General features: G+C 29.8%; 23 protein-coding genes. 7 read left to right on the top strand and 16 right to left on the bottom strand.

What is annotated here, in order from left to right:
• Positions 1 to 72 precede the first annotated feature (72 nt).
• Positions 73 to 1,128 carry a ferredoxin--NADP reductase gene (locus Q4Q47_RS07895; RefSeq protein ID WP_303306111.1) on the top strand — a complete coding sequence of 352 codons (1,056 nt, stop codon included), beginning with the start codon at positions 73 to 75 and terminating at the stop codon, positions 1,126 to 1,128.
• Between the two features lie 229 nt (positions 1,129 to 1,357).
• On the opposite strand, the gene Q4Q47_RS07900 is transcribed toward Q4Q47_RS07895, so the two are convergent.
• Both Q4Q47_RS07900 and Q4Q47_RS07905 read right to left on the bottom strand, forming a co-directional pair.
• Complete coding sequence (locus Q4Q47_RS07900) at positions 1,358 to 2,383, bottom strand: glycosyltransferase family 9 protein (RefSeq protein ID WP_303306112.1); 1,026 nt, start codon at positions 2,381 to 2,383, stop codon at positions 1,358 to 1,360.
• 39 nt (positions 2,384 to 2,422) lie between these two features.
• The gene (locus Q4Q47_RS07905) at positions 2,423 to 3,028 is read right to left on the bottom strand and encodes a DUF4254 domain-containing protein (RefSeq protein WP_303306113.1); all 606 of its coding nucleotides are present in this window, start codon (positions 3,026 to 3,028) and stop codon (positions 2,423 to 2,425) included.
• A 74-nt stretch (positions 3,029 to 3,102) separates the two neighbouring features.
• Between Q4Q47_RS07905 and upp the strand changes: the two genes are divergently transcribed.
• Positions 3,103 to 3,762 (top strand): uracil phosphoribosyltransferase, encoded by a 660-nt coding sequence (upp, locus tag Q4Q47_RS07910; RefSeq protein WP_303306114.1) that lies wholly within the window; start codon positions 3,103 to 3,105, stop codon positions 3,760 to 3,762.
• On the opposite strand, the gene Q4Q47_RS07915 is transcribed toward upp, so the two are convergent.
• Positions 3,751 to 4,674 carry a DUF6427 family protein gene (locus tag Q4Q47_RS07915; protein ID WP_303306115.1) on the bottom strand — a complete coding sequence of 308 codons (924 nt, stop codon included), beginning with the start codon at positions 4,672 to 4,674 and terminating at the stop codon, positions 3,751 to 3,753. The two genes, upp and Q4Q47_RS07915, sit on opposite strands and share 12 nt — an antisense overlap.
• An 81-nt stretch (positions 4,675 to 4,755) precedes the next feature.
• On the opposite strand from Q4Q47_RS07915, the gene Q4Q47_RS07920 reads away from it, so the two are divergent.
• Positions 4,756 to 4,983, top strand: coding sequence for a DUF6341 family protein (locus tag Q4Q47_RS07920; RefSeq protein ID WP_303306116.1), 228 nt, complete (start codon positions 4,756 to 4,758; stop codon positions 4,981 to 4,983).
• Here the strand turns inward: Q4Q47_RS07920 and purD are convergent.
• Positions 4,978 to 6,249 carry a phosphoribosylamine--glycine ligase gene (gene purD, locus Q4Q47_RS07925; RefSeq protein WP_303306117.1) on the bottom strand — a complete coding sequence of 424 codons (1,272 nt, stop codon included), beginning with the start codon at positions 6,247 to 6,249 and terminating at the stop codon, positions 4,978 to 4,980. The two genes, Q4Q47_RS07920 and purD, sit on opposite strands and share 6 nt — an antisense overlap.
• Before the next feature lie 100 nt (positions 6,250 to 6,349).
• Between purD and Q4Q47_RS07930 the strand changes: the two genes are divergently transcribed.
• The 3 genes from Q4Q47_RS07930 to Q4Q47_RS07940 are packed head-to-tail and all read left to right on the top strand — an operon-like array spanning position 6,350 to position 9,980.
• Positions 6,350 to 7,723 (top strand): phenylacetate--CoA ligase family protein, encoded by a 1,374-nt coding sequence (locus Q4Q47_RS07930; RefSeq protein WP_303306118.1) that lies wholly within the window; start codon positions 6,350 to 6,352, stop codon positions 7,721 to 7,723.
• The gene (wecB, locus tag Q4Q47_RS07935; protein ID WP_303306119.1) at positions 7,720 to 8,814 is read left to right on the top strand and encodes a non-hydrolyzing UDP-N-acetylglucosamine 2-epimerase; all 1,095 of its coding nucleotides are present in this window, start codon (positions 7,720 to 7,722) and stop codon (positions 8,812 to 8,814) included. The genes Q4Q47_RS07930 and wecB overlap by 4 nt, the downstream gene beginning before the upstream one ends.
• Positions 8,814 to 9,980, top strand: a complete 1,167-nt coding sequence (locus Q4Q47_RS07940; protein WP_303306120.1) for a glycosyltransferase family 4 protein — start codon at positions 8,814 to 8,816, stop codon at positions 9,978 to 9,980. The genes wecB and Q4Q47_RS07940 overlap by 1 nt, the downstream gene beginning before the upstream one ends.
• Here the strand turns inward: Q4Q47_RS07940 and Q4Q47_RS07945 are convergent.
• The 10 genes from Q4Q47_RS07945 to Q4Q47_RS07990 all read right to left on the bottom strand — a co-directional run bounded on the left by Q4Q47_RS07945 (position 9,974) and on the right by Q4Q47_RS07990 (position 19,379).
• On the bottom strand, positions 9,974 to 11,383 hold the full coding sequence (locus tag Q4Q47_RS07945) for an exopolysaccharide biosynthesis polyprenyl glycosylphosphotransferase (protein ID WP_303306121.1): 1,410 nt from the start codon (positions 11,381 to 11,383) through the stop codon (positions 9,974 to 9,976). The genes Q4Q47_RS07940 and Q4Q47_RS07945 overlap by 7 nt on opposite strands.
• A gap of 7 nt (positions 11,384 to 11,390) precedes the next feature.
• A complete protein-coding gene (locus Q4Q47_RS07950) occupies positions 11,391 to 12,377 on the bottom strand; it encodes a UDP-glucuronic acid decarboxylase family protein (protein ID WP_303306122.1) in 987 nt (328 codons plus the stop codon).
• A gap of 181 nt (positions 12,378 to 12,558) precedes the next feature.
• Complete coding sequence (locus Q4Q47_RS23805; protein ID WP_303306123.1) at positions 12,559 to 12,777, bottom strand: AAA family ATPase; 219 nt, start codon at positions 12,775 to 12,777, stop codon at positions 12,559 to 12,561.
• Between the two features lie 77 nt (positions 12,778 to 12,854).
• Positions 12,855 to 12,983, bottom strand: coding sequence for a hypothetical protein (locus Q4Q47_RS23810; protein WP_332243900.1), 129 nt, complete (start codon positions 12,981 to 12,983; stop codon positions 12,855 to 12,857).
• Positions 12,984 to 13,075: 92 nt separating this feature from the next.
• On the bottom strand, positions 13,076 to 14,224 hold the full coding sequence (locus Q4Q47_RS07965; protein WP_303306124.1) for an MraY family glycosyltransferase: 1,149 nt from the start codon (positions 14,222 to 14,224) through the stop codon (positions 13,076 to 13,078).
• Between the two features lie 2 nt (positions 14,225 to 14,226).
• Positions 14,227 to 14,970, bottom strand: coding sequence for a WecB/TagA/CpsF family glycosyltransferase (locus Q4Q47_RS07970; RefSeq protein WP_303306125.1), 744 nt, complete (start codon positions 14,968 to 14,970; stop codon positions 14,227 to 14,229).
• A complete protein-coding gene (locus tag Q4Q47_RS07975) occupies positions 14,967 to 16,190 on the bottom strand; it encodes an O-antigen ligase family protein (protein WP_303306126.1) in 1,224 nt (407 codons plus the stop codon). The genes Q4Q47_RS07970 and Q4Q47_RS07975 overlap by 4 nt, the downstream gene beginning before the upstream one ends.
• Positions 16,190 to 16,702: a hypothetical protein gene (locus Q4Q47_RS07980; RefSeq protein ID WP_303306127.1), complete on the bottom strand. Its 513-nt coding sequence runs from the start codon at positions 16,700 to 16,702 to the stop codon at positions 16,190 to 16,192. Before Q4Q47_RS07980 ends, Q4Q47_RS07975 begins: the two co-directional genes overlap by 1 nt.
• Before the next feature lie 622 nt (positions 16,703 to 17,324).
• Positions 17,325 to 18,623, bottom strand: coding sequence for a capsular polysaccharide export protein, LipB/KpsS family (locus tag Q4Q47_RS07985; protein ID WP_303306128.1), 1,299 nt, complete (start codon positions 18,621 to 18,623; stop codon positions 17,325 to 17,327).
• Positions 18,624 to 18,923: 300 nt separating this feature from the next.
• Positions 18,924 to 19,379: a hypothetical protein gene (locus tag Q4Q47_RS07990; RefSeq protein WP_303306129.1), complete on the bottom strand. Its 456-nt coding sequence runs from the start codon at positions 19,377 to 19,379 to the stop codon at positions 18,924 to 18,926.
• A gap of 965 nt (positions 19,380 to 20,344) precedes the next feature.
• Between Q4Q47_RS07990 and Q4Q47_RS07995 the strand changes: the two genes are divergently transcribed.
• Complete coding sequence (locus tag Q4Q47_RS07995) at positions 20,345 to 21,250, top strand: IS982 family transposase (RefSeq protein ID WP_303306130.1); 906 nt, start codon at positions 20,345 to 20,347, stop codon at positions 21,248 to 21,250.
• Positions 21,251 to 21,706: 456 nt separating this feature from the next.
• Here the strand turns inward: Q4Q47_RS07995 and Q4Q47_RS08000 are convergent, their stop codons facing one another.
• Together Q4Q47_RS08000 and pseI are read right to left on the bottom strand one after the other, a co-directional pair.
• Positions 21,707 to 22,606: a lipopolysaccharide biosynthesis protein gene (locus Q4Q47_RS08000; protein ID WP_303306131.1), complete on the bottom strand. Its 900-nt coding sequence runs from the start codon at positions 22,604 to 22,606 to the stop codon at positions 21,707 to 21,709.
• Between the two features lie 449 nt (positions 22,607 to 23,055).
• Positions 23,056 to 24,102: a pseudaminic acid synthase gene (pseI, locus tag Q4Q47_RS08005; RefSeq protein ID WP_303306132.1), complete on the bottom strand. Its 1,047-nt coding sequence runs from the start codon at positions 24,100 to 24,102 to the stop codon at positions 23,056 to 23,058.
• Between the last annotated feature and the right edge of the window lie 14 nt (positions 24,103 to 24,116).

Here is a 24,116-nt window from a genome sequence, read left to right on the forward strand (position 1 = left end):
TTTATGTATTAATTTTTTATTTATTTTACGTCAAAGACTTAGAGCTTCACTATTTTTGTCAAAAATTTATACATGTCATCATTTTACAAACTTACAGTTGCTGCAATAAAAAGAGAGACCAGTGAATCTATTAGTATTGCCTTTGATATTCCTGAAAATTTAAAAAAAATATTCACTTTTAAAGCAGGTCAATACATCACCCTAAAAACTATAATTAAGGGAAGTGAAGTAAGAAGAGATTACTCTTTGTGTATTTCTCCAAAAATTGGTGAATTAAAAGTGGCTGTTAAAGCAGTAAAAGATGGCACCTTTTCATCTTATGCAAACAATCAATTACAGATAGGAGATACTTTAGAAGTTGCCCCTCCAAAAGGGCGTTTTATTTTTGAACCTAACGACTCAAAAACAAAAAATATTGCTGCATTTGCTGCAGGTAGTGGCATTACACCGGTTCTAAGTATTATAAAATGCGCACTAGTAGAGGAAGTTTATAGTAAAGTTATTTTGGTTTATGGTAACAAAACAACCAAAGACACTATGTTTCTAAACGAACTTTTAGAGCTTCAGCATGCATACAAAGAACGTTTCTCTATACAGTTTGTTTTTAGTCAACAAGAGGAAGATGACTCTATTTTTGGCCGTATTGAAAAAAGCACCGTTAATTATGTCATGAAAAACAAACACAAGCATGTGGATGTTGATGCTTTTTATCTTTGCGGACCAGAAGCTATGATTCATACTGTAAAGGATGTTTTAACCGATCATGATATTGACGAAAACCGTATACATTTTGAGCTTTTTAAAGCTGCCAAACCTGCCGAAATAAAAGAAAATATTGTATCAAACGGTAAAACCAAAACAACAGTTATTGTTGATGATGAGGAATCTACATTTGAAATGTCTCAAAAACAAACTGTTCTTGAAGCTGCTTTAGATGAAGACATTGATGCGCCTTATTCTTGTCAAGGTGGTATTTGTAGCAGTTGTTTAGCTCGTATAAAAGAAGGTGAAGCAACTATGAGACAGAATAATATTTTAACTGAAAATGAAGTTGCAGAAGGTTTAATTTTAACATGTCAAGCACATCCTACAACACCAACTCTTGTGGTAGATTATGATGATGTATAAAATTCCTGCGAAGGCAGGAATCTCATAAATTGAATTTTTAAGTATTTTAATCGAAAAGAATTCCTCGACGCTATGCGTCAGGCCGACAAAGGCAGGGAATCTCATACTAATGAGATATCTCGTCGCTCATACTTCGCTTTGTCGATATTACAAATTGCTGTTTTTCATCATTATTGCAATGATTCACTTGCTAAAATTTAAATCGAACTCACATTAATAAGATTCCTGCCTACGCAGGAATGACAGACTTAATTTTATTAATAATAGTTTCTGGAGCAATACTCCCTGAAGCTTCTTTATAACTTTCAGGGTATTTATTTCCATAAATGGATGTTGGAATTAACGGAAATTTATTTCTGTCTGTAAGCAACGTAAAGCCTTCTGGCTGATTAAATGGTGCAAAACCAGCATACGGATGGGTAACACCCCAAATAGTGACGACTTTTACTCCTAACATAGCAGCTATATGTGCATTGCCAGAGTCCATTGAAAGCATCACTTCCAGATTAGAAATCACGTCTAATTCTTCATCAAGTGATAATTTACCAGCAATACTTATTACATGATCCAAATTTTCTTCAAAATCATTTAAAATGGAGACCTCTTTTGTGCCTCCTCCAAATAATATGATTTTATACTCTATTGAAAGTACAGCAATAACCTCCCTCATCAAGTCTAAAGGATACATTTTCCCTTCGTGGGCAGCAAAAGGAGCAATTCCTATCATTTTTTTTGAATCTGACCCTACAAGTACTTGAGCCTTTTTATTTAAAATTGATTTATTTGGGAATACTGGATTTGATAAATCTAACTTAAAACCTAACTTTTCTAACACACCAACATACCTTTGATGCGTTGTGCTTAATTGCTGAAATATTTTGCCAGAAACCAAGGCTTTCTTTTCAGTTCTCCCTTTATCAATCTGGCTAAATTGTTTTCCAAAGAAAAAAAACTTTAAAATATTACTTCGTAGTACATTATGCAAATCTGCTATAGCATCAATCTCTAGTTTTTTTAGCGCTTTAGAAAGTTTAAAAAGCCCATAAATTCCTTTATGTTTTCCCTCAACCTCAGCAGGAAAAACTGTAACATTTTTTAAGTCTCGAAAAAAGGGCTCGAAAAAAGCACGGGTAAGCACAGTAATTTTAACCTCCGGATATTGCTGATTTAATGCTTGTAGCACAGGAATAGTCATTGCAACATCTCCCATTGCAGAAAGACGAATAACTAAAATATGGTTTGATGATTTTAGCATCTCAACTATATTGATGAGATTCCCGCGGTGGCAGGAATTTTACTTCTGTGAACGTAATACAGGGTTTAGCTCATCATCATTGTACATTTTCATTTGCTTATAAACTTTCATGTACTTACCTCCTTTTTCTATATCGCTAAGCAGTGTATCAATAGCTGTAGACAAATCTATGCGTTGCTCCAATAAAATATCCAATTTTTTCTGGCATGCATCTCTATGAGCATCGGAAGCATCTGTTCTTGTGGCCTCTTCATTCATATGAAAAATTTTCAACGCCAAAATAGATAACCTATCAATTCCCCAAGCTGGGCTTTCGGTATTAATGGTTGCATCAGTTTTTGATGTAACATCTTTATATTTTTCAAGAAAATAGCTATCAATGTATTCAACCATATCTGTTCTGTCCTGGTTTGAAGCATCAATTTGACGCTTCAAGGTTAGAGCAGCCACAGGATCTATTTGTGGGTCCCTGATAATATCCTCATAATGCCATTGTACTGTATCAATCCAGCATTTTCTGTATAGCAAATGCTCTAATAAATTACTTTTATCATACCCATTTTCAAAAGGTTGGTCTACCGTGTTTATTACATGATATTTTTCAATAACATCCTGAAATATTTTGTTAGCTTTTTCTGTAAACATGTTGTCATAATTTTAAAGTGTAAATATACTTTATATTTAATTAACTTTACTATTCAAAAAACGATATAAACGCTATGTATATTCACAATATATCTAAAGAAAATTCCGTGTTAAATACTTTCATTTCCGAAATTAGAAATATTAATATTCAGAAAGATAGCATGCGCTTTCGAAGAAATATTGAACGAATAGGCGAAGTATTGGGTTATGAAATGAGTAAATCTTTAAATTATAGCGCATCGACCATTGAAACACCTTTAGGGAATTGCAATATCGATTTATTAAATAATGATATTGTTTTATGCTCCATTTTAAGAGCCGGTGTTCCATTACATAATGGATTGCTTAATTATTTTGATACCGCTGAAAACGCTTTTATTTCAGCTTACAGACATCATAAACACAACCCCGAAAGTTTTGAAATTATTGTAGAATATTTAGCTTGTCCAAACTTAGAAAACAAAACCCTTATTCTTGCAGATCCCATGCTAGCAACCGGGCAATCCATGGTAGCAACTTTTGAAGCTTTAAAACCATTTGGAACACCAAAAGAAGTACATTTAATTAGTGTTATAGGAGCTCAAGAAGGTATTGACTTTGTTGAAAGTCATTTTGATGACAAAACGCATTTATGGATTGCAGCTATTGATGATAACCTAAATGATAAAGGTTATATTATTCCAGGTCTAGGAGATGCAGGTGACTTAGCTTTTGGTGAAAAATTACAGCAATAGTGTTATAAACGGAACAATGATGAGTAGAGAAAGAAACACTTCTTTAAACCATTTTTCTTGAATAATCTCGATATAATTTGTTATGATTATAGCCAGTGGTGCAAACATGAATAAAAATTCACTCCCGTTTTTTTCAGGAGCATGAAGCACTATCAAAAAGGCTATTACAACCGCAACAATAATAATTTTAAAAGAAGCTCTAAAGGCTTTTTTCTTCTTTTTAATATTCCGTAAGTAAAATATGGACGACCAAATCCCGAAAGACAATAGCAAGGTAATGGCAACCAAGTATTTTACAGAATTATAGTTACCAAAATCGTAGCTGATTTTTGGTGAGATGTTTAATATTTCAAAAAAACGATCGTACATAACTATAGAAACACTTATGGAAATCACAAAAATAGTAATGACTGCTAGGAAAGGTATAATCCAATGCCTTAATTTATTATCTGTATATAAAACCAGAGCAATTAGTATTAAAGCAAAAAACAAAATTGTCCAAAAATAAAATAACGATGCAATAGCGATCCAAAAAGCAGCGTCAAATAATTTCTTTTTTACATTTTTTTCAGACCGTAAACTTACTGTACGCCTTAAGCCGAGTAAAATAAAAAAATTAGAAAGAACTATAGCTGTGTCACTAGTAGTGTGAACAATTAGCAACAAAAACAAACTAAATAATAAAATCTCATAGTTGTCATTCATTGTTAAGTTATTCTTACTAACAATAAAGTTTAAAAGTAAAACAGTCATGCAACAAACGGAAAGTAAAACAATTTGCTTTAATACAAATACTAATGTTATTGGTTCGTTTATTAATTCTACCCTAGCTATTATGAAAGCTAAAAGCGTAATAAAAAAAACAATGATGAAATTTATTGACTTAGATTTTCCTAAAATGCTTGTTATCATTAACTCTTTTTGTATTTTTGCTACGTAAATATGTAAATATACTAACTATAAAATAGTTAGAAAACAATAATAAAAAAACACATGAAAGATTTCTTTTACGCTATACAGGATTTATTCGTTAATGTTCTTTTTGCACCATACGATGCTTTACGAGCTCTTGAGCTAGAAAGCTGGTTTGCAGCAAATATAGTTTCTTGGATTTTCCTTCTTATAGGTTTTGTTGCTATGCTTTATTGGATGAAGCAACTTAAAATGTTTAACGATAATAATGAAGAAGACAAAAGTGTTTCTTCACACTCATTTTTATAAATCGAACCCTATATCCTTACGATAATTCATCTTATCAAAATGTAGTTTTTCTATATTTTGATAAGATTTTTTTATGGCTTCTTGGTATGTGTTTCCATATGACGTAATAGCCATAACACGTCCCCCAGAGGTTACTATCTTACCTTCATTTAATACAGCTCCCGCATGAAAAGGTATGGAATCTTGAATGTTTTCTATTCCTATAATCTCTTTTCCTTTCTCATAAGCTTCAGGATAGCCCCCAGATACTAACATAATAGTTGTCGCTGCTCGTTCGTCTATTTCAATGTTAATTTTATCTAATGTACCATGAGACATTGCCTGGAGTATTTCAACAAAGTCATTTTTTAGTCTAGGTAATACGACTTCGGTTTCAGGATCTCCCATACGTACATTGTATTCTATAACTTTTGGATCGTCTCCAACTTTAATAAGCCCAATAAACACAAATCCTACATAAGGCAAATTGTCCTTTTTAAAACCATTAATAGTAGGTTTTACAATACGTTCTTCAATTTTATTAAGGAATTCATCGGTCGCAAAAGGCACAGGAGAAACTGCTCCCATACCACCTGTGTTTAATCCCGTATCGCCTTCACCTATTCGTTTATAATCCTTTGCGGTTGGTAAAATTTTATAGTTTGTACCATCAGTTAGTACAAAACAGCTTAATTCTATGCCATCTAAAAATTCTTCAATAACCACTTTAGTGCTTGCTTCTCCAAATTTGGCATCAACTAGCATGCTTTTTAATTCCGCTTTAGCGGCCTCTAAATCATTTAAAATAACAACACCTTTACCAGCAGCTAATCCATCTGCTTTTAAAACGTAAGGCGCTTTTAACGTTTCTAAAAAAGCATAACCATTTTCTACGGTTTCTTTCGTAAAACTTTCATAAGCTGCTGTTGGAATATGGTGTCTGTATAAAAACTCCTTGGCAAACTCTTTACTTCCTTCTAATTCTGCCGCTACTTTTTGAGGGCCTATAACAGACACATGTTTAATAGCGTCATCATTTAAAAAATAATCATGCACGCCATTAACTAAAGGGTCTTCAGGGCCAACAACAACCATTTCAATGCCTTCTTTTAAAACGAGCTCTTTAATCGCATCAAAATCATTCACTCCAATATTTACATTAGTAGCTATTTGGGCCGTTCCAGAATTTCCCGGTGCCACAAATAATTGTTTACATTTAGCACTTTGAGCTATTTTCCATGCAAATGTGTGTTCTCTTCCTCCAGAACCGAGAATTAAGATATTCATTGTGTTTATTTTTAGATTCCCTTTTGTATGGGAATGACCATTTTTTGTTTTCAAATGCAAAAGCATTTAAAGTAATTTTTCGAATGCAAAAATAAAATTAATGCTACGAATTCACGAATATTTTTTATTTACTTTACACAAATTATCCTTTTTATTGAATTTATTCGAACTTTCACTAAAACTTAAAGGCTTTTCAATACGAAAAGCCAAGCTCGCTTTGAAAGCTATTCAAAAGAAAAGTGATTCTGAATTTAATACTTATATTAAAACTAAAAAGAAAGATATTGTCAATTATCATTTAAAGCATAATTCATTTTATAAATCGTTTGCAAAAGATGCAAATCCATTAGATTGGAACACCGTTCCGATTATGTCTAAAAAAGATTTGCAGCAACCATTAGTAACACTATTATCTAATAGGTTTTCAACAAAAAATATTTATATAGATAAGACCTCCGGAGCATCAGGGCATCCTTTTATTTTCTCTAAAGATAAATTCACGCATGCCTTAACCTGGAGCATTATAATGGATCGATTTTCTTGGTTTAATCTTAATTTTAACAGCACAAAACAAGCACGATTTTATGGAATTCCTCTGGATAGAAAAGGGTATTATACTGAGAAACTAAAAGACTTTATTAGTAACAGATATCGATTTAATGTGTTTGATTTAAGTGATGAGGCTCTTGAAAACTGGTTAATTGATTTTAAAAGGAAACCTTTCTTCTATATGAATGGCTATACAAGCCCTATCGTTCAATTCGCAAAATACCTTCGACATAAAAATATCATCCTTAAAGCTATTTGCCCTACCTTAAAAGCCTGTGTTGTAACATCTGAAATGCTTTTTAAAGACGACAAACAACTTATGGAAAAACAATTTGGAATACCGGTAATCAATGAATACGGTGCTTCAGAATTAGATTTGATTGCTTTTGAAAATACGAATGGTGAATGGATTGTAAATAGTGAGACACTTTTTGTTGAGGTTTTAGATGAAAACAACAACGTCTTGCCAAATGGTGAAGAAGGACGTTTAGTCATTACTTCTTTATACAATAAAACACAGCCATTTATAAGGTATGACATTGGTGATATAGGGGTTCTTTCCCAAAAAAGCACACCCAAAAAACCCATCTTAGAAAAACTAATAGGTAGAACAAATGACATGGCTTCATTGCCTAGTGGAAAAAAAGCTGCCGGATTAACATTCTATTACATTACAAAAAGTATTATTGAAGATGATGGCAACGTTAAAGAGTTTGTTATTGTACAATTAAAACTCGATACTTTTAAAATTTACTATGTTAGTGATATAGATATTTCACAAAATAAAATGACCATGATAAAGAACGAAATGGAAAATTATCTTGAGAATGGGCTTACTATCCTATTTGAAAGACAAACGGCATTAAAACGCTTGAAAAGTGGTAAATTGAAGCAGTTTTCATCATTAATATACCCAAATAAATGACTATTACTATAGTAGCTGGTGCCCGACCTAATTTTATGAAAATTGCTCCTATTATTGAAGCTATTCAGAATAAAGAAAAGGATGGAACCAATATTAATTATCGACTTGTACACACGGGACAACATTACGATAAAAACTTAAGCGATACCTTTTTTGAAGAATTAAATATCCCTTTTCCGGATACCAATCTTGAAGTTAAAAGCGGTACACAAGCAGAACAAACTGCTGCTATTATGATTGGTTTTGAAAAAGAATTAGAACAAAACCCTTGTGATTTGGTGATGGTTGTTGGCGATGTGACCTCAACCATGGCTTGTACTATTGTTGCTAAAAAAGCGCATATAAAAGTAGCTCATGTTGAAGCTGGAATTCGTTCTGGTGATATGAAAATGCCCGAAGAAATTAACAGAATTGTAACTGATAGCTTAACCGATTATTTTTTCACAACGTCTATGTATGCAAATGAGAATTTGATGAAGTTCGGCATCACAAAATCGAACATCTTTTTTGTTGGAAATGTCATGATTGATACCCTTCGAAGACATGAAGCTCGATTAAAAAAGCCAACTCTTTGGGAAGATTTGAATTTATCAGAAAAAAACTATCTGGTTATGACGCTTCATAGGCCCAGTAACGTAGATGAAGAAGCCCAACTAAAAAAATTAGTTAGTCAAATTGTGGCATTAGGTGAGAATTACCCCATTATTTTTCCTGTACATCCCCGAACAAAAAAGCTTTTAAGTGGTTTAAATTTAAATTTTAAAAATCTTCATTACGTAAATCCCTTAGGCTACTTAGAATTTAATTATTTAGTAAAAAACGCCTTAGCTGTGTTAACCGATTCTGGTGGTATCACAGAAGAAACGACTGTTATGAATGTACCTTGTATGACGCTTAGAGACTCCACAGAACGTCCTGAAACTTGTGACATTGGAACCAACATATTAGTTGGAACTGATTCTAAAAAAATTGAAAAAGCTTTTAAAACATTGCTTTCTGAATCCTGGAAACAAGGAACCATTCCTGAGTTATGGGATGGATCTGCTGCAAATAGAATTGTTAATCATTTACTAGACATTTATGAGTTATAATGACTGATATACTTATCATAACCAATTATTTTCCTCCTGAAACCGGGGCTGCTTCAAACCGGATTTTTCATTTAGCAGAAGGCTTGAAAAAACATGATTTTAAAGTATCTGTTTTAACACCTTTACCTAATTATCCAACTGGTGAAATTTTTGACGCTTATAAAGGAAGATTTAAGGACACTTCTACAAAAAACAATATAACCATTTATCGTTTATGGATTTATGCCAGTAACTCTAAAAATAAGTTGTTACGCTTAATAGCCATGCTCTCTTACAGCTTTAGCTTATGTTGGTTTTTTCTGTGGAATAAAATTCCAAAAACGGTTATCATACAATCCCCTCCATTGCTGGTTGCGTTTACTTCTGTTTTGTTTCTACGTTCTAAAAAACGAAAACTTATTTTAAATATAAGTGATTTATGGCCTATTGCAGGATTGGAATTAGGAGCCTTTAAAAAGAATCTTAGTTATAATTTACTTGAAAAAATTGAATACTTTAATTATAAACATGCCGATTTAATTTTAGGGCAAAGCAATGAAATTTTAAATCATGTAAGGTCTTTGTTTCCTAAAAAAGGCACCTTTTTGTATCGTAATTATCCCGATTTTGTAACACCTAAAGTTTCTAAAAGAGTAGTTTCAAAAGGAAAACTAAAAATGGTTTATGCTGGTTTATTGGGTATAGCACAAGGAGTCTACAAGTTGTGCAAGGAGTTAGATTATACTCATATTCAATTTCATATTTATGGTGGCGGTACAGAACGAGATAAAATTCAGACGCTTATTTCGAATAATCCAGAATTAGATATTGTATATCACGGTGAAGTCTCAAGAGATACCTTACACAAAGTGCTTGTGAGATACGATTTAACCATTATTCCGTTACTGAATAGAATTTATGGGTCTGTGCCTTCAAAAATATTTGAATACGCCAGATTAGGTTTGCCTATGCTTTATTTTGGAGGTGGTGAGGGGGAGTTAATTATACAAAAATATGATTTAGGTTGGATAGCTAAATCTGGAGATTATGACGATTTGAATACTGTAATTTCTAAAATTAAATCTTCAGATATAGAATTAAAAAATAGAAAAAGAATAATAAAAATAGCTATTGAATATTTTGACTTTGGTAAGCAACTGGATTCGTTAATTAAAAAAGTTCAATAAGCAGTCTCTTGACCTTTAAGCATATTTATTATAGTTTGCAAAATGATTCTAATATCTAAAAACAATGACCAATTTTCAATATAAAAATTATCATATTTAATACGGTTAATAATATCCTCATCTGTCTTTATCTCTCCTCTATACCCTTTAATTTGTGCCAACCCAGTTATTCCAGGTTTAACATGATGTCTGAAAATAAAATTATATTTATCTACCTTTTTCGAATAATCCTCTGTATATGTTAACATATGAGGTCGAGGCCCAACAACACTCATATCCCCTTTTAATACATTAATAAATTGTGGCAGCTCATCTAGGTTTGTTCTCCGTAAAAACCTTCCAATTTTCGTTATACGAACATCGTTTTGTTTTACGTAAGTACCTTTCTCTTCCCTTGTAGTAGTTAGTGACCTAAACTTATAACAGTAAAATTCTTTATAATTAATCCCATGTCTTTTATGTCTATAAAATAAGGGGCCTTTAGATTCAAATTTAAAAAGAATAAATAAAATTATTGAAAGCCAAAAATGAAAGAAAATAATAACAAATAAAGAAAATACAATATCAAAACCTCGTTTTAAGAACTTATTAAATTCATTATTTAATGCAACACCTTGAATAGATAAAATAGGAAGATAGCTATAATAATCGGTGTGTAATCGTTTAGTAAAAAGATTGAGTGTATTCGGAATAAACTTAATATTACAATGGTTTAAATTGGCATACTTTACATATTCATTAACCTCTTTTTCGGTTAACTCATCAATAGCGCAATAAATTTCATCGATATTAAGATTCTTCTGTATAAAACTAAAACTGTCTTTAATCGTGCCTGTTACATTATTGTCTCCAGAATCATTAAAAATAGCCTTTATATTATACCCTAACTCCTTCTTTTTTTTAAATATACTTTCAAGTTCATTAACATTCTCTCCACAACCTACAATAATAACATTTCTTAGATTTCCCTTTAAATACGCACGAACCTTTTTTAAGGTATAAAAACTTAATATTTTAACGACTCCAGTGGCTAAAAATGAATAAAGTAAATATTTAAAAATGACTATCGCTCCTACATTTATACTTCTAAATATGCCAACATAGGCAAAAATAATTATTGTATATGTTAAAAACTGTTTTATTAAAAGGGAGATTATACTTTGTGCCGAGGTATACCTATATACTTTATAAAACTTTAATAAAAGTGTTGTTGAAAGCCAAAAAACAATAGAATAAATGATGTAAAGTATGTGTTTATTATTAAACACTTCCATTGAAAAGAAAAACAGCTTTTCATCATTAAAATCTAACAAGTAATACGCGAAGATATTAATGATAGAAATATCATATATTATTAGAAAGGGTCTTAACAGCCATGAATATCTACCTCGTATATGTCCCATTAACTAATCAGTCATTAATATAACCAGAAAAATCTTTGTGTTCACTTTTATAAAGTTCTTCTTCTGTTAAACTTTTAAAAAAATCAAACGTTATTTTCATTCCTTTTGCTCTATCTATTTTCGGTTCCCAGTCTAATAATTTTTTAGCTAATGAAATATCTGGTTGTCTCTGCATTGGGTCATTTAGAGGTAAGTCTTTGTATATTACTTTTTGAGAAGTTCCCGTAAGCTTAATAATCTCCTCTGCAAATTCTTTAATGGTAATCTCATGTGGGTTACCTATATTTACAGGTAAGTTATAATCACTTAATAGCAGTTTATATATGCCTTCAACTTGATCATCAACATAACAAAATGATCGGGTTTGAGAGCCATCTCCAAATATAGTTAAATCTTCTCCTCTCAAAGCTTGTCCCATAAATGCAGGAATCACTCTACCATCATTAAGTCTCATCCGTGGACCATAGGTATTAAATATACGAACAATACGTGTTTCTAAGCCATGAAATCTATGATAGGCCATGGTAATAGACTCTTGAAAACGTTTTGCCTCGTCATAAACACCTCTTGGACCAATTGTGTTTACATTACCGTAGTAATCTTCTGTTTGCGGATGTACTAAAGGGTCTCCATAGACTTCTGATGTAGAGGCTATGAGTATTCTCGCTTTTTTAGCTTTTGCAAGACCTAATAAGTTATGAGTTCCTAATGAGCCTACTTTTAAAGTTTGTATAGGTATCTTTAAATAATCTATTGGGCTTGCAGGCGAAGCAAAATGAAGTATATAATCTAAATCTCTTTCTATATTTACAAACTCAGTAACATCATGCTCTATAAACTCAAAATTTCGGCTCCCTTCTAAATGAGAAAGATTTTTTTTATCTCCAGTTATAAAGTTGTCCATACCAATAACATGGTAATCTTCTTTAATAAAACGATCACATAAATGTGATCCTAAAAAACCTGCTGCTCCTGTAATTAAAATTTTTTTCAACGCTTATGTTTTAATCCTTAATTTTTTCATCCATCAAATCTAAAGGAATTACTTCAAAGTTATTGCTTCTTTTTTTGATAATCTTCTCCTCCATAAACAATTTTTCCTCCTTCATATCCTGTTAAATTATTCCAATACTTTAACCCTTTAAAATAATCGCTTGTAACGGTCTTTCCAGATTTTATTTCAGATAACGAAAAAGGTAATAAGTTAAATACCTCACTCTACCTACAAGGCTTTGTCTAATGCTTTGTTGCAATAAAAAATTGTTGGAGCCTGTTAGTATAAACTGCACTGTTTTATTGCTTTCATCTATTATCTGCTGTAAATATGAAAATAACTTTGGAGTTCGTTGAACCTCATCTAGTATAGCACCGTTTGAATATTGTTCCAAAAACACTTTTGGATCTTCTATTTAAAAGTTCCTTACGTGCTTCTCTCAAAATCATATCAGCAATATCAATGGTTTCATCAACGTCAGTTGAAAAAAAAATTTCTTCCTTCCACTTCTTTTACAATAGTATCTAAACATGGTTCAAACACTGGTAATTCGTCTAAATCGTTTGAATTCCAAACATCTATTCTTGATTCATCAATATCCACCACAATAACATTTATATGTTTACACTTGTGAGCAATTACTGCTATTGTGGGGCCTCAAACATATACAGCTCCTACCTAGCAAATATTTTTGATTTTTAACTACCCTTAGTAGGTTTTATTATATTTTTTCCTTTTTCTTTAACAGTATCTATCTTTCTTCTAAAACGAATTTTTCTTTTAATATTAGCAAAACTATAATCAAATCGATAAAAAAAATAGCCTAAAACAATAACCGTTATTACTAAAACTGTTGCAAGCCAAAAATTATAAGAAGCACTTCCCAATATTATAAAAAGATATACAAATACTAAATTAAAACCACCAATTATAAAGCTTGCTTTTCGGTGAGACAACTTAAAATAGTCTATCAATATATGATGCGTATGGTTTCTATCAGCAGAAAACGGGCTTCTTTTGTTAGCCAATCTAATAGTAAAAACTCTAGCTGTATCAAATAAAGGTACTATTAGTATACTTATTGCAATTAGTGGAATGTTTTCTATCAAAAAAGGAAGACTATCGTATTTTTCCGGAGATAATGCTAAAAACTTAAGAGTTAATATACTAATAATGAAACCCACAATAAGAGACCCTGTATCACCCATGAAAATTTTTTCACTAGTTGGAGATAGATTAAACTTTAAAAAAGCTATTAAACAACCATTTAAAGTCAAACTGATTAATAAAAAAAAATATTCTTCAGTCATATAAAAAATCGTAGCGTATATTATCAGTATAACGATACCAACAATGGCTGCTAATCCATCAATACCATCAATTAAGTTGTAGGCATTAATAATAGTTAACATTATAAAACCTGCAATACAATAATAAATATAAATCGGTATTTCATCAATCCCCAAAAACCCATTTAAAGAATATACGGTAAAGCTTTCATTACTTAGTATAAATATTATAGCTATTACTTGAGCAGTTAATTTCGTATATGGTGAAAGGACAACTAGATCGTCCTTTAAGCCAATTATAAAAAGTATTGTTAATCCAGGTATTAAATAAATGGCTTCATCATGATTACACCAAGTTCTTAGAAAAAATAATGCGAAAATTAATGTATAAAAAAAAGATACTCCTCCTAATGTAGGTGTTCTTTTTATATGAGAACTTCTACTATTGGGGCTATCCATTAAATTCTTATACTGTACTAAGCCAATAATCTTTGGTATAGTTAAGTATGTTAAAACATAGGATCCCACAAAAAACGATATAGGGTAATATAGTTCCAAACTTAATTTATTCTTTTGCTAAAATAGTGATTAAAAAAATCAAATAAAATGATTACTAAAAATAAAGAAGAGCTAATTAAAACTCTTTTAAAAACACCCTTTTCATTAAACGACCTATACAACCATCTTAATTCTAATTTGTCCACCCAAGCTGGGTAGTATATCATATTAGAAGAGGATTGATGCAAAAAACCTCCACAAGTAAAGGATTTCCCTTTATACCCCTTACTTTTTAGTTCTATTATAAACTCTTCTTGTAATGGTGTACCCATACCTACAATAATATAATCTGGATTTAAAGAAATTAATTCTTCCTGAAACAATTCCTTTTCCTTAAAATCATTAAAATAACCATTTCTATAACCAATTATATTAAGATTTGCGAATTCCTTTTTAATATTTACAATTGACTTTTCAAGATCGCTTTGTTTTGTCCCAACAAAATAAATTGTTTTAGTGTTTTCTTCACAAAATTCAAATAGTTTAGGCGCCAAAGACGTCATATCAAAACTAACACGTTGTGTTTTGATTCCTAAAAACTTTAAAACTTTAACTAATAAAATTCCATCAATAAGAATAAAATCTACGTTATTTATTAAATTGTCTTTCTTTCTTAAAATTAAATAAGAATACGGGTTAACAAAAGTATATAGGTGTCCTGAAGATTCAAAAATCTCCTTGAAATTTACTTCACTAGTAAAATGGGGGTATACTTTTTTGGTGAAATTTGAAAAAAAACTACTCATTTATGCTTTATTTGATTTGGATCGATCTGGTTTAAAACAAGAAAAAATGAGAGAAAAAAACAAACAAACAAAACACCATAATGTCTTACTAAAATAGATTCAATCATAAAATAACAACTAATTAATAATAAGAAAATTATAAAGGAGTGGTCTTTGTTTTTTATTGCTATTGAAAAACAAAGGCACAAAAACCAAACAAATAAGACTAATCCTACAAGACCAAGGCCAAGGGTAATTTCTATAAATTGATTATGAGCATTATACTTATTTTTCACAATAAATGAATCAAATCTGACTTTCTGAATTTCAGAAAGTTCATCTCCTAAACCCACTCCTATAATTGGATTATTTAAAATTACTTCTAAACTTGATTTATAGTTGTTAATTCTCGTTGGATCTCCGATTTCTATAAACCTATTAATTCTAGGGCTAGGAGATATCACTGTTTTATATACAACACTCAAAGTCATTAATACTAAAATTAGTATTTTAATTAATCTATTCAGTCTTAAAGAATAAAGAGAATAAATCAACACCATCGTAATCGTTGCATAAGCAATCTTTACATCTGTTAGTAGCAGAATAAAAAAAACAGTAAGTGAGGATATGATAGTTATTGTTAAAACAAAAAAGACATTATAATCTCTAATTCTTTCTTTTAAAGAATTTATAACTATATAGTAGCAAAATATAAGAATCATGGAATAATACATTCCATTTATTCCCGAAAATCCAAAAATATATTCAAATTTCAAATACCCATATTCTTTATAAATATCTAGAAGAGACAAACCCTTAAAATAATAATACCCTAGCTTCAAAACTATAATACTAGCATGAGTTAAAGCTAAAGATGACATTATAAATAGGGTTCTTTTACTAATAATCTTTTCCCTTTTTAAGGACATTAAAAAAACTGGAAAAACAATTATTAAAAAAACAAAACTTATTCTATTTAATCCATAAATAGGATTTTCTGAATAAGATAAAGAAATTAAACAAAAAGCTAATAATAATAATAACAGCCTATACCAAAATTGTTTTATTAGAAATAAAAAATTCTTTTGAAGTTCTTTTGAATATAAAAAAATAGATATGCAAAAAAAAACTATGAGCAATTTACTATTCCAATGTTCTCTAAAAAACAGACCTAATGGAATTAAGATTAATATTCCTAAATTTATTTTTTTTAATACTAATTTAAACAAATTATATGTCATTAATTTAAGTTTTTTGTGCTAATCAATAGATTAGGTTTCTCCATGTATGTATCGGTGACTATTACAAACAATAGTCCCATTACAAAAAACACACTATTAAAAGAAGAAACCGATAGTCCATTTATTACAACTATACCTATTACAACAAAACTATCTTTAAGTGTGATCCCAGAATACCTTAATACTCTTGTTAAAAACAACAAAATAACAGATAAACCAACTATACCATGATCTAGTATTACTCTAAGAAGGTATGAGTGTAAAATTACAGAATAACAACTCCCATCATTTTTATAACTAAATGAATTTTTATACCAGCTTAATTTTTCACAAGATTCACAACTTAAAGAGGTAATTCTTTCATTACCAAATAAGAAATTAATAAAATTCCAAGACTTTATTTCATCTAAAAAAACTAAAAAGAAACGAAACCTATCCATCTTTTCTATATCTAATCCTCCTCCTGTTCTGTCTTTCATAATAATATAAGCAACCAAAAGTAAAGCTATCATTACTGGAATTGCATAAATTAGTTTTTTTTTAATCACCTTATAGTTTACAAAAAACAATACAAAAAACAATATCAATAGACCCGACCTAGATCCAGACAATAAAAATATTCCAATTATAATTATTTGATCTCTTTTTCTTATTTCCCCATGTATAGTAAACATTAAATAAAACAACATTGCTAAAAACATCAATTCAAAATTATTTTCATAAAAAAGAATTGGCCTACTATTATTTGTTAAGAATTTAATATACAAATATTTAAAAAGAAATAAATATGAGATAAAATAATAAAATTTAGAAAATTCTTTAGAAGTTATACGAGTTTTCCCTACTAAAAAACAAATAGAAATTCCATAAATAAAAAATTTGTAAATTAAGAAAAAATCGAAAATGTTTTCTCTTTTGTAAAATACTGCATAAATTAAACTTCCTATTAAATAAACAGAAAATATTAATAGATAACTTAAAAAGTTTTTATTTATTTTGGAACTATTTAAAAATACAATGAAAAAAAAAATAATTTCAAATAACATCTTATAAGACTCTGTCATATAAGTCTGTTCAATTGCTATAATTGAAATTATAGGAAGAAAAAATAACAGAATATTCTTAGTCATTTATTTAATCTTTGTTCTGTAAAAAGAAAAGTTCGAAACTATTTTTAAGTACAGCTGTTTTATCTGCTGACATATTTAAACTACCGATAATTCCTTGATAACTTATTTTATTTAGGTAGTTTAAATATTCTAATCTTTGCCTATAAGGCATTGTAGGATAATTACCGTTTTTTATTGAGCTAATAATCTCTTTTATTTCATTGTAGCTCTTCATTACTATACTATTCTTGGTAGTATTGAAATAAGTACTTTTAAGGGCTATAAGCGGCTTATTAATCAAGATGCACTCTATAGCTATAGTCCCAGTAACTGTAACAACCATGTTAATATCTTTAAAAATCTCACCCATAGAAATATCGAAATTCAATATTGATACTTTTTCATTAGTACTGATAAAATCTATTAAACCACTGGTTATTTCCATAAAAGGTTTAGGGTTTGGTTTAATTATTAGTTCATCATCTTCTTGTAACTGTTTAGAAAGCTCTTTGATTATTTCTAATTGATTATTAAAAGGATGCCCATAAACATCTATATTAGATTCAGGCTGCATTTGCATAGGGTATAATATTTTAAAAGATTTGGTTTTTGGTAAAGTTTTAATTGATATTTTCTTTACCCTACTTTGGTTTGCCTTATTCTTTACTGTCCTTTTTATATAATGAAAAGGAGAAGGTGTATTTTTATCTCCATTTCGATAAGCAATAACTTTAACAAGTAAGTCCTTGAATTTTTGTTTTGTTTTTAATTTATAATTTTTCTTTATCATATAATCTGGAACAACTTTCTTATTTGTAATCTGATTATACAATTCTTCTAGTTTTGAATCACTTAAGTTTTCATTCGAACCTAAAAAAGGGACTAAAGTGTCTTCTTTATAAAACGCAAATCGACCTATAGGATACCTACTTGTCATAGGGTTTAAGTACATAATATTAACTTCTCTACATATTTTTATAGCTAAATAGTCCTGAAAAGATGCTGCTTCACCAAATATGAAATTGGGATTAATTTCAGTTATTTTATCTTTCATACTTTTATAATAGACATAATAATCCGTTCTATTTGAACCAAAATAATTTCTCTGTCTATCATAATTTATAGGTACATCAATTTTCTTATCTGAAACACCGTTATTTATGAAATGGTTATTTCCTGATCTTGAACTAAATAATTTATTAAAAATAAGAAAATGTATTTCGACATTATTTCTATTGCAAAAATTTTCATCAAAAACTTCATCCCATATTTTAACATTATCCCTACTCTCTATAATTATAATTTTGTTTTTTGTAAAAGACATATTTTGATATAAAAATTGAAAACATTCCGCAAATATAAGAAATTGCTACTCCAATAATCCCAAATAAGGGAACCAGAATAAAAATAACAAACATTAAAATCTTTAAAATTTTATCTCATATTTTATTAGACTTAAACCTAAGCTAATAGCAAACGAAAAATATGTTAAAAAACCTAACATAAAAGCTATAACATAGTACTTAAGACTATCATTCTTTGTATATTTCTTTATCACACAAACTTATAAAAGTATATTAACGGAGTTCTTAATTTAACTTATTTTTTATTTTGCTATTTAGAATCATATCAAAAAAATTGCTCCTTTTTTATTTAAATGATTGCTGTCAAAAAAATTGCTTTTTTCAAAAAAATCACTATCCACATAATTCCAATACTCCAAATTATATTTTTGAGTAATTCGTAATAAATCTTTTGTATTTTCTTCAATCACTTTAGCAGATAGAAATATATTATAGTTCTTATAAGTAGGAGTCGTAAAAAAAATTGGGGTTACTTCTGAACTCTGTAATTTACCGATAAAACTCTCCAAGTCATGAATTATTTCTTCGAACAAGAAAGAAGAAATAATAGAGGAGGTAAAATTATTAGCTTTAACAAAACACCTATTCCTATTGTCTCCAAACTTTGTTAAACCTGCTCCTTTATATCCAATAAAGCCTTTACTTATTGAATCTTTAATATCTACTCCTTCCTCAACATCAAAATTTATTATCTTAACTTCTTTATTAGCATACAAATTTCTGATTCTCTTTTGTATTAATGCCCCCCAACTCTTGATGTATATCCAAATAGAAATAGTTCTTATCTTTATATTTTATATTACTACCATAGTAAGACCATATATCTAATATACCCTGATTTGATGTATGCAAAGAATGATAATCCACACTTATTAATTCATATTTTAAGTTTGACATTGAGCCCATTAAAGATTTCGTAATTCACTTGTCAAAATAGATCTGCTGACCTACATTAGCTAAATTATAGGCATAGCCGTCAAATTCATGAGGGTGCTACACCATAAGTCAAGTGCGAATTGCCCAATATTTAAACGTTAATAGAGTCTCTTAGCTCCTTTGCTTCATAAAACCTCTCTTTATATAGTGAATTCTGTTGTCGAAGCCATACATCAATACATAAAACTAGAAGTAAAGGTACCTCTGTATAGTCAGGCAATTTTCTTTAAGAATAATTTCATAATAAATTGAAAATAAATAAAATCTTGTTCTCTGCCACCAAAAAATAATACTGAAAGAACAATTAAATAATAGAATCTATAATGCAAAATTCTTTTCCTTCGTTTTAGTGATTTCTCAATAGCAAACTAGTCTTCCCTCCCCATCCATTCAATTGTAACAAATTAATTACAGAAAAAGCTTGCAAGCGCTGAAAACGCAATGAAATCTTTTGTTGGGTATAATTTTCTTTTGTATGCATCAATGGTATAACTCAATTTTTGAAAAGCATAAAAGCTTATACCAACTGGCAGTATAATATTTAAAAAAGCCTAAAGACCAAAGGTTAACCAATATACTGATCCATAAAAACCTTTTATTTTATTTCCTTCATATGAAAGTCTACGGCCTATTATATAATCTAACGTGAGTTCGACGTAAGAAAGTTAGAAATTCATTAAGAAAAAAGCAGACTATTTAGTAAATTAAAGTACTGAATTTCAATTTTATAACTAAATAATCTGCTATGATATCTAAAGATAAAGTTACCGAAATATTTTGTTCCATCGACGATTTTTGCAAGGAATTTGTACCATTATTTGAAAAACGCCTTTTAGGAGTCGGTAAAAAACGTAAAAGAGCCTCAAGATTATCCCTTTCCGAGGTTATGACCATTCAGGTTTTGTTCCATCTATCTAGGATTAGAGATTTTAAAACATTTTATACCGGATATGTCAAAGAGTACCTTGTTGGCTATTTTCCTGATACGGTCAGCTACAACCGTATGGTAGAACTTTGCTCTGAGAGTATGCTGCCTCTTTTAGCATATCTGAAAACCCAAGGTACGGGCTCTTGTTCCGGGATTAGTTTTATAGATTCAACGCCTTTACGCGTTTGTCACAACAGGCGTATACACAGCCATAAGGTGTTCGATGTCATTGCCCAAAGAGGGCAATGTTCCATTGGTTGGTTCTTTGGCTTCAAACTCCACATTGTTACCAATGATAGTGGGCATATCATCGATTTTTTAATTACACCGGGGAATAAAGATGACAGGACGCCTCTCAGATTGGAGAATTTTATCGCAAAGTTATGGGGCAAACTCTATGGGGACAAGGGGTATATTGGAAAAGAGCTCTTTACAGAACTATTCTCTAATGGTATACACTTGGTAACAAAACTTAAAAAGAATATGAAAACTAAACTTTTAACTCCTATGTACGATGTGGTCATGCTTAGGAAAAGGGCTATCGTGGAGTCTATAATTGACCAGCTCAAGAATATATTCCAGATTGAGCACTCAAGATATAGAAGCCCCGTGAACTTCTTTACAAATGTGTGTTCTGGACTGATAGCCTATAACTTCACAGAGAAAAAGCCTAGCCTAAACATCAATTTTGTTAGAACCGATCAACTTTGTCTTAACTTATAGTTACGTCGAACTCACGTTAATCTATAATTGTACTAAATAAAATAAGTGATAAAAATCTGCAGTCCTACCAACCATAAAATAAGTAACTCGTAACTACAATTAGAAAATTCTGAAACTTTAAATTCTTATTCCCTAAAAACCAATAGAGGAAAAAACTATTGGTGAAAAAATCGCAAAGTCAGTTGAATTAAATAACATTTATATAATTGTTTTTTGATTTAATGATGGCTAGATAGTCTTGAAAATGATGCTGGTTCTCAAAAATAAAATCTGAGTTGATTTCTTTAATTTTATCATCCATCATATGCTTATAATTAGCGTAATGATCTAATTTAGATGAGTTAAAAAACCTTTGTTATTGTTATTGGAATATTAAAAGCTTCACCATTATTCTCATTCTTTATACAATGATTAATTTCAATTTTGGACGAATAAAACGGATTAATAATCAATACATTACTTCTGCTTTCCAATATCAATATTTTCATAACTGTTTTTATTAAATCTGGCTTTATAATATACTTTTATTATTAATATTACTAGCATAGCAGACAAATAGGAAATAGCTATTCCTAATAAACCCAGACTTTCTGTTAAAAAATAATTAAGAGTTAAATTTAGAATTACAGCAGATAAAGATGCATACAGAATAATCTTGTCTTTTCCATAAGAAAACAAAATGTAGTGTGCCATCAAAGATATGTTATAAAATATTGCTGCTAATAACAAAATATAAAATGATATAAGGTTGTTGTCTGCCAACGGCTTATCCATAAATTCAACTAAATAAGGCATTCCAAACCCAAGCCCTATAGTACAAAAAACTAAAATTATAATTGTCTTTTTTTTAAATGCCACAACATATTCCGTAAACTTAATTTTATCCTTATATGCTGTTTCTAGCATATGAGGGAAAATCATCATTACCACTAAATTGTATACAATGACTTCTATTACATTGATAAATTGTGAAAAGAAGGTATAGACCCCAACAATTGCTTTCCCATCAAAATAATCGAGAAAAAAACGACCTGATAAAAGTATGGTTTGAGTACATAAAGAAGAAATTAAAAACAGAAAAGAAATTTTTACTCCCTTTTTAATTTCCCTATAATCCACTTTAGTCTTAATTATCTTTTTAAATTCAATATTTTTTGTCAAGAAAAAACCCCCAACTATTAGAGCAATAAAAGAAGACACTGCCCATAGTTGAAAATATAAATGCATTTCAATTTGTTCTGTAAAAATAAAATTTACTAACGAAAAAATAATCCAAAAACTTCTTATTAATAGCGTAATATTAGCAGCTAATGGCCTTTTGAAAACCGACAAAAGCCTAAATATTTCTTGCCCCAAATGTTCACATAATAATGTTATTATAAATATTAATAAAAAGGAAAGACTAATAAAATCATACCCAAAGAGAAAGTACAGAATTATTGGAAAAAGAATTATGTAATTAATAAAATAAAATACTAATTGATGTTTAACATAATATTCTATTGGGTTGGAGCTTTTTTGTGTGATTTTTCTTGATACATAAATATAATATTCAAAACCAACCAAGTACAACGAATAAGAAATAGACGAGGTAAAAATACCGTAAATACCAAGATTGGTTTCATCTACAGAGTACTTCCCTAAAAATATTACAAATATAAATTTTAGGCTTAGTGACAATGTTCTTATCAATAAATTTATAAGAGACGTAAAATTAAAACCTAAAAAATTGACCATTAGATATTGTAGGTTGAAGAGACTATTTTTTTATAATTACAATTACTTCTCAAAATGCTTAAAATTCATCATTTTTGATTTATCATTTCTATAGATAAAGGAGTTCCTCTAAAGGCTTCTTGATTAAATGTCTTTCCCAGTAATTCTATATAATATTTTGGGTGTAATCCAAATCCAGGACGAATAGAGCGCACATTTTCTTTAGTAATCACCTCACCTGCTTTAACATCACTAACAACATACAAAGATCTCGCAAATTTTCTATTTTTCTTTACTTTATTTGAAACTTCGTAAGAGACTTTTCCTAATAATTTTTCTGTATCTCTTACTTTATTCACCATTTCAGTAAATTCTGTAACGTCTAAAGAAAAGTCCGCATCCGGACCTCCAACATTCTTATGTAAAATAAAATGTTTCTCTAATATATTAGCACCTAAAGTAGTCGCAATTGTAGGTGCTAATGACCCATAGGTGTGATCACTAAAACCAACCTCAACTCCAAATCTAGATTTCAAATCTGGAATAGTATTCAAATTAGCTAGTTCTAAAGGGGCTGGATAAGATGATGTACATTTTAATAAGACAATATCATTGTTACCTACTTTTCTACATGTTTCAACTGCTAATTTTATATCTTTTTCTTCAGCAAGACCTGTAGACATAATTATTGGTTTTCCTTTAGATGCAGCATATTCTATTAAAGGTATATCTTGAATTTCAAACGATGCAATTTTATATGCTGGTACATCTAACTCTTCAAGAAAATCAACAGCAGTAATGTCAAAAGGAGAAGAAAAACAAATTAAACCCTCTTCTTTGGCTACTTCAAAAAGTCTTTTATGCCACTCCCAAGGAGTATAAGCTTCTCCATATAATTCATAAAGCGTTTTACCATCCCACAATGTACCCCCACTTATTTGAAAGTCTTCATTGTTGACATCTATAGTCATTGTATCTGGTGTGTATGTCTGAAGTTTAATTGCATCCGCCCCTGTTCTTTTTGCGGCTCTAATTGTTTCTATTGCAACATCTAAGCTTCCATTATGATTAGCAGATAATTCAGCTATAATAAAACAAGGGTTATTATTTCCAATTTGTTTATTCCCTATTTTCATATATGTATTGATTA

Source organism: Flavivirga spongiicola, from assembly GCF_030540825.1.
GTDB lineage: Bacteria > Bacteroidota > Bacteroidia > Flavobacteriales > Flavobacteriaceae > Flavivirga > Flavivirga spongiicola.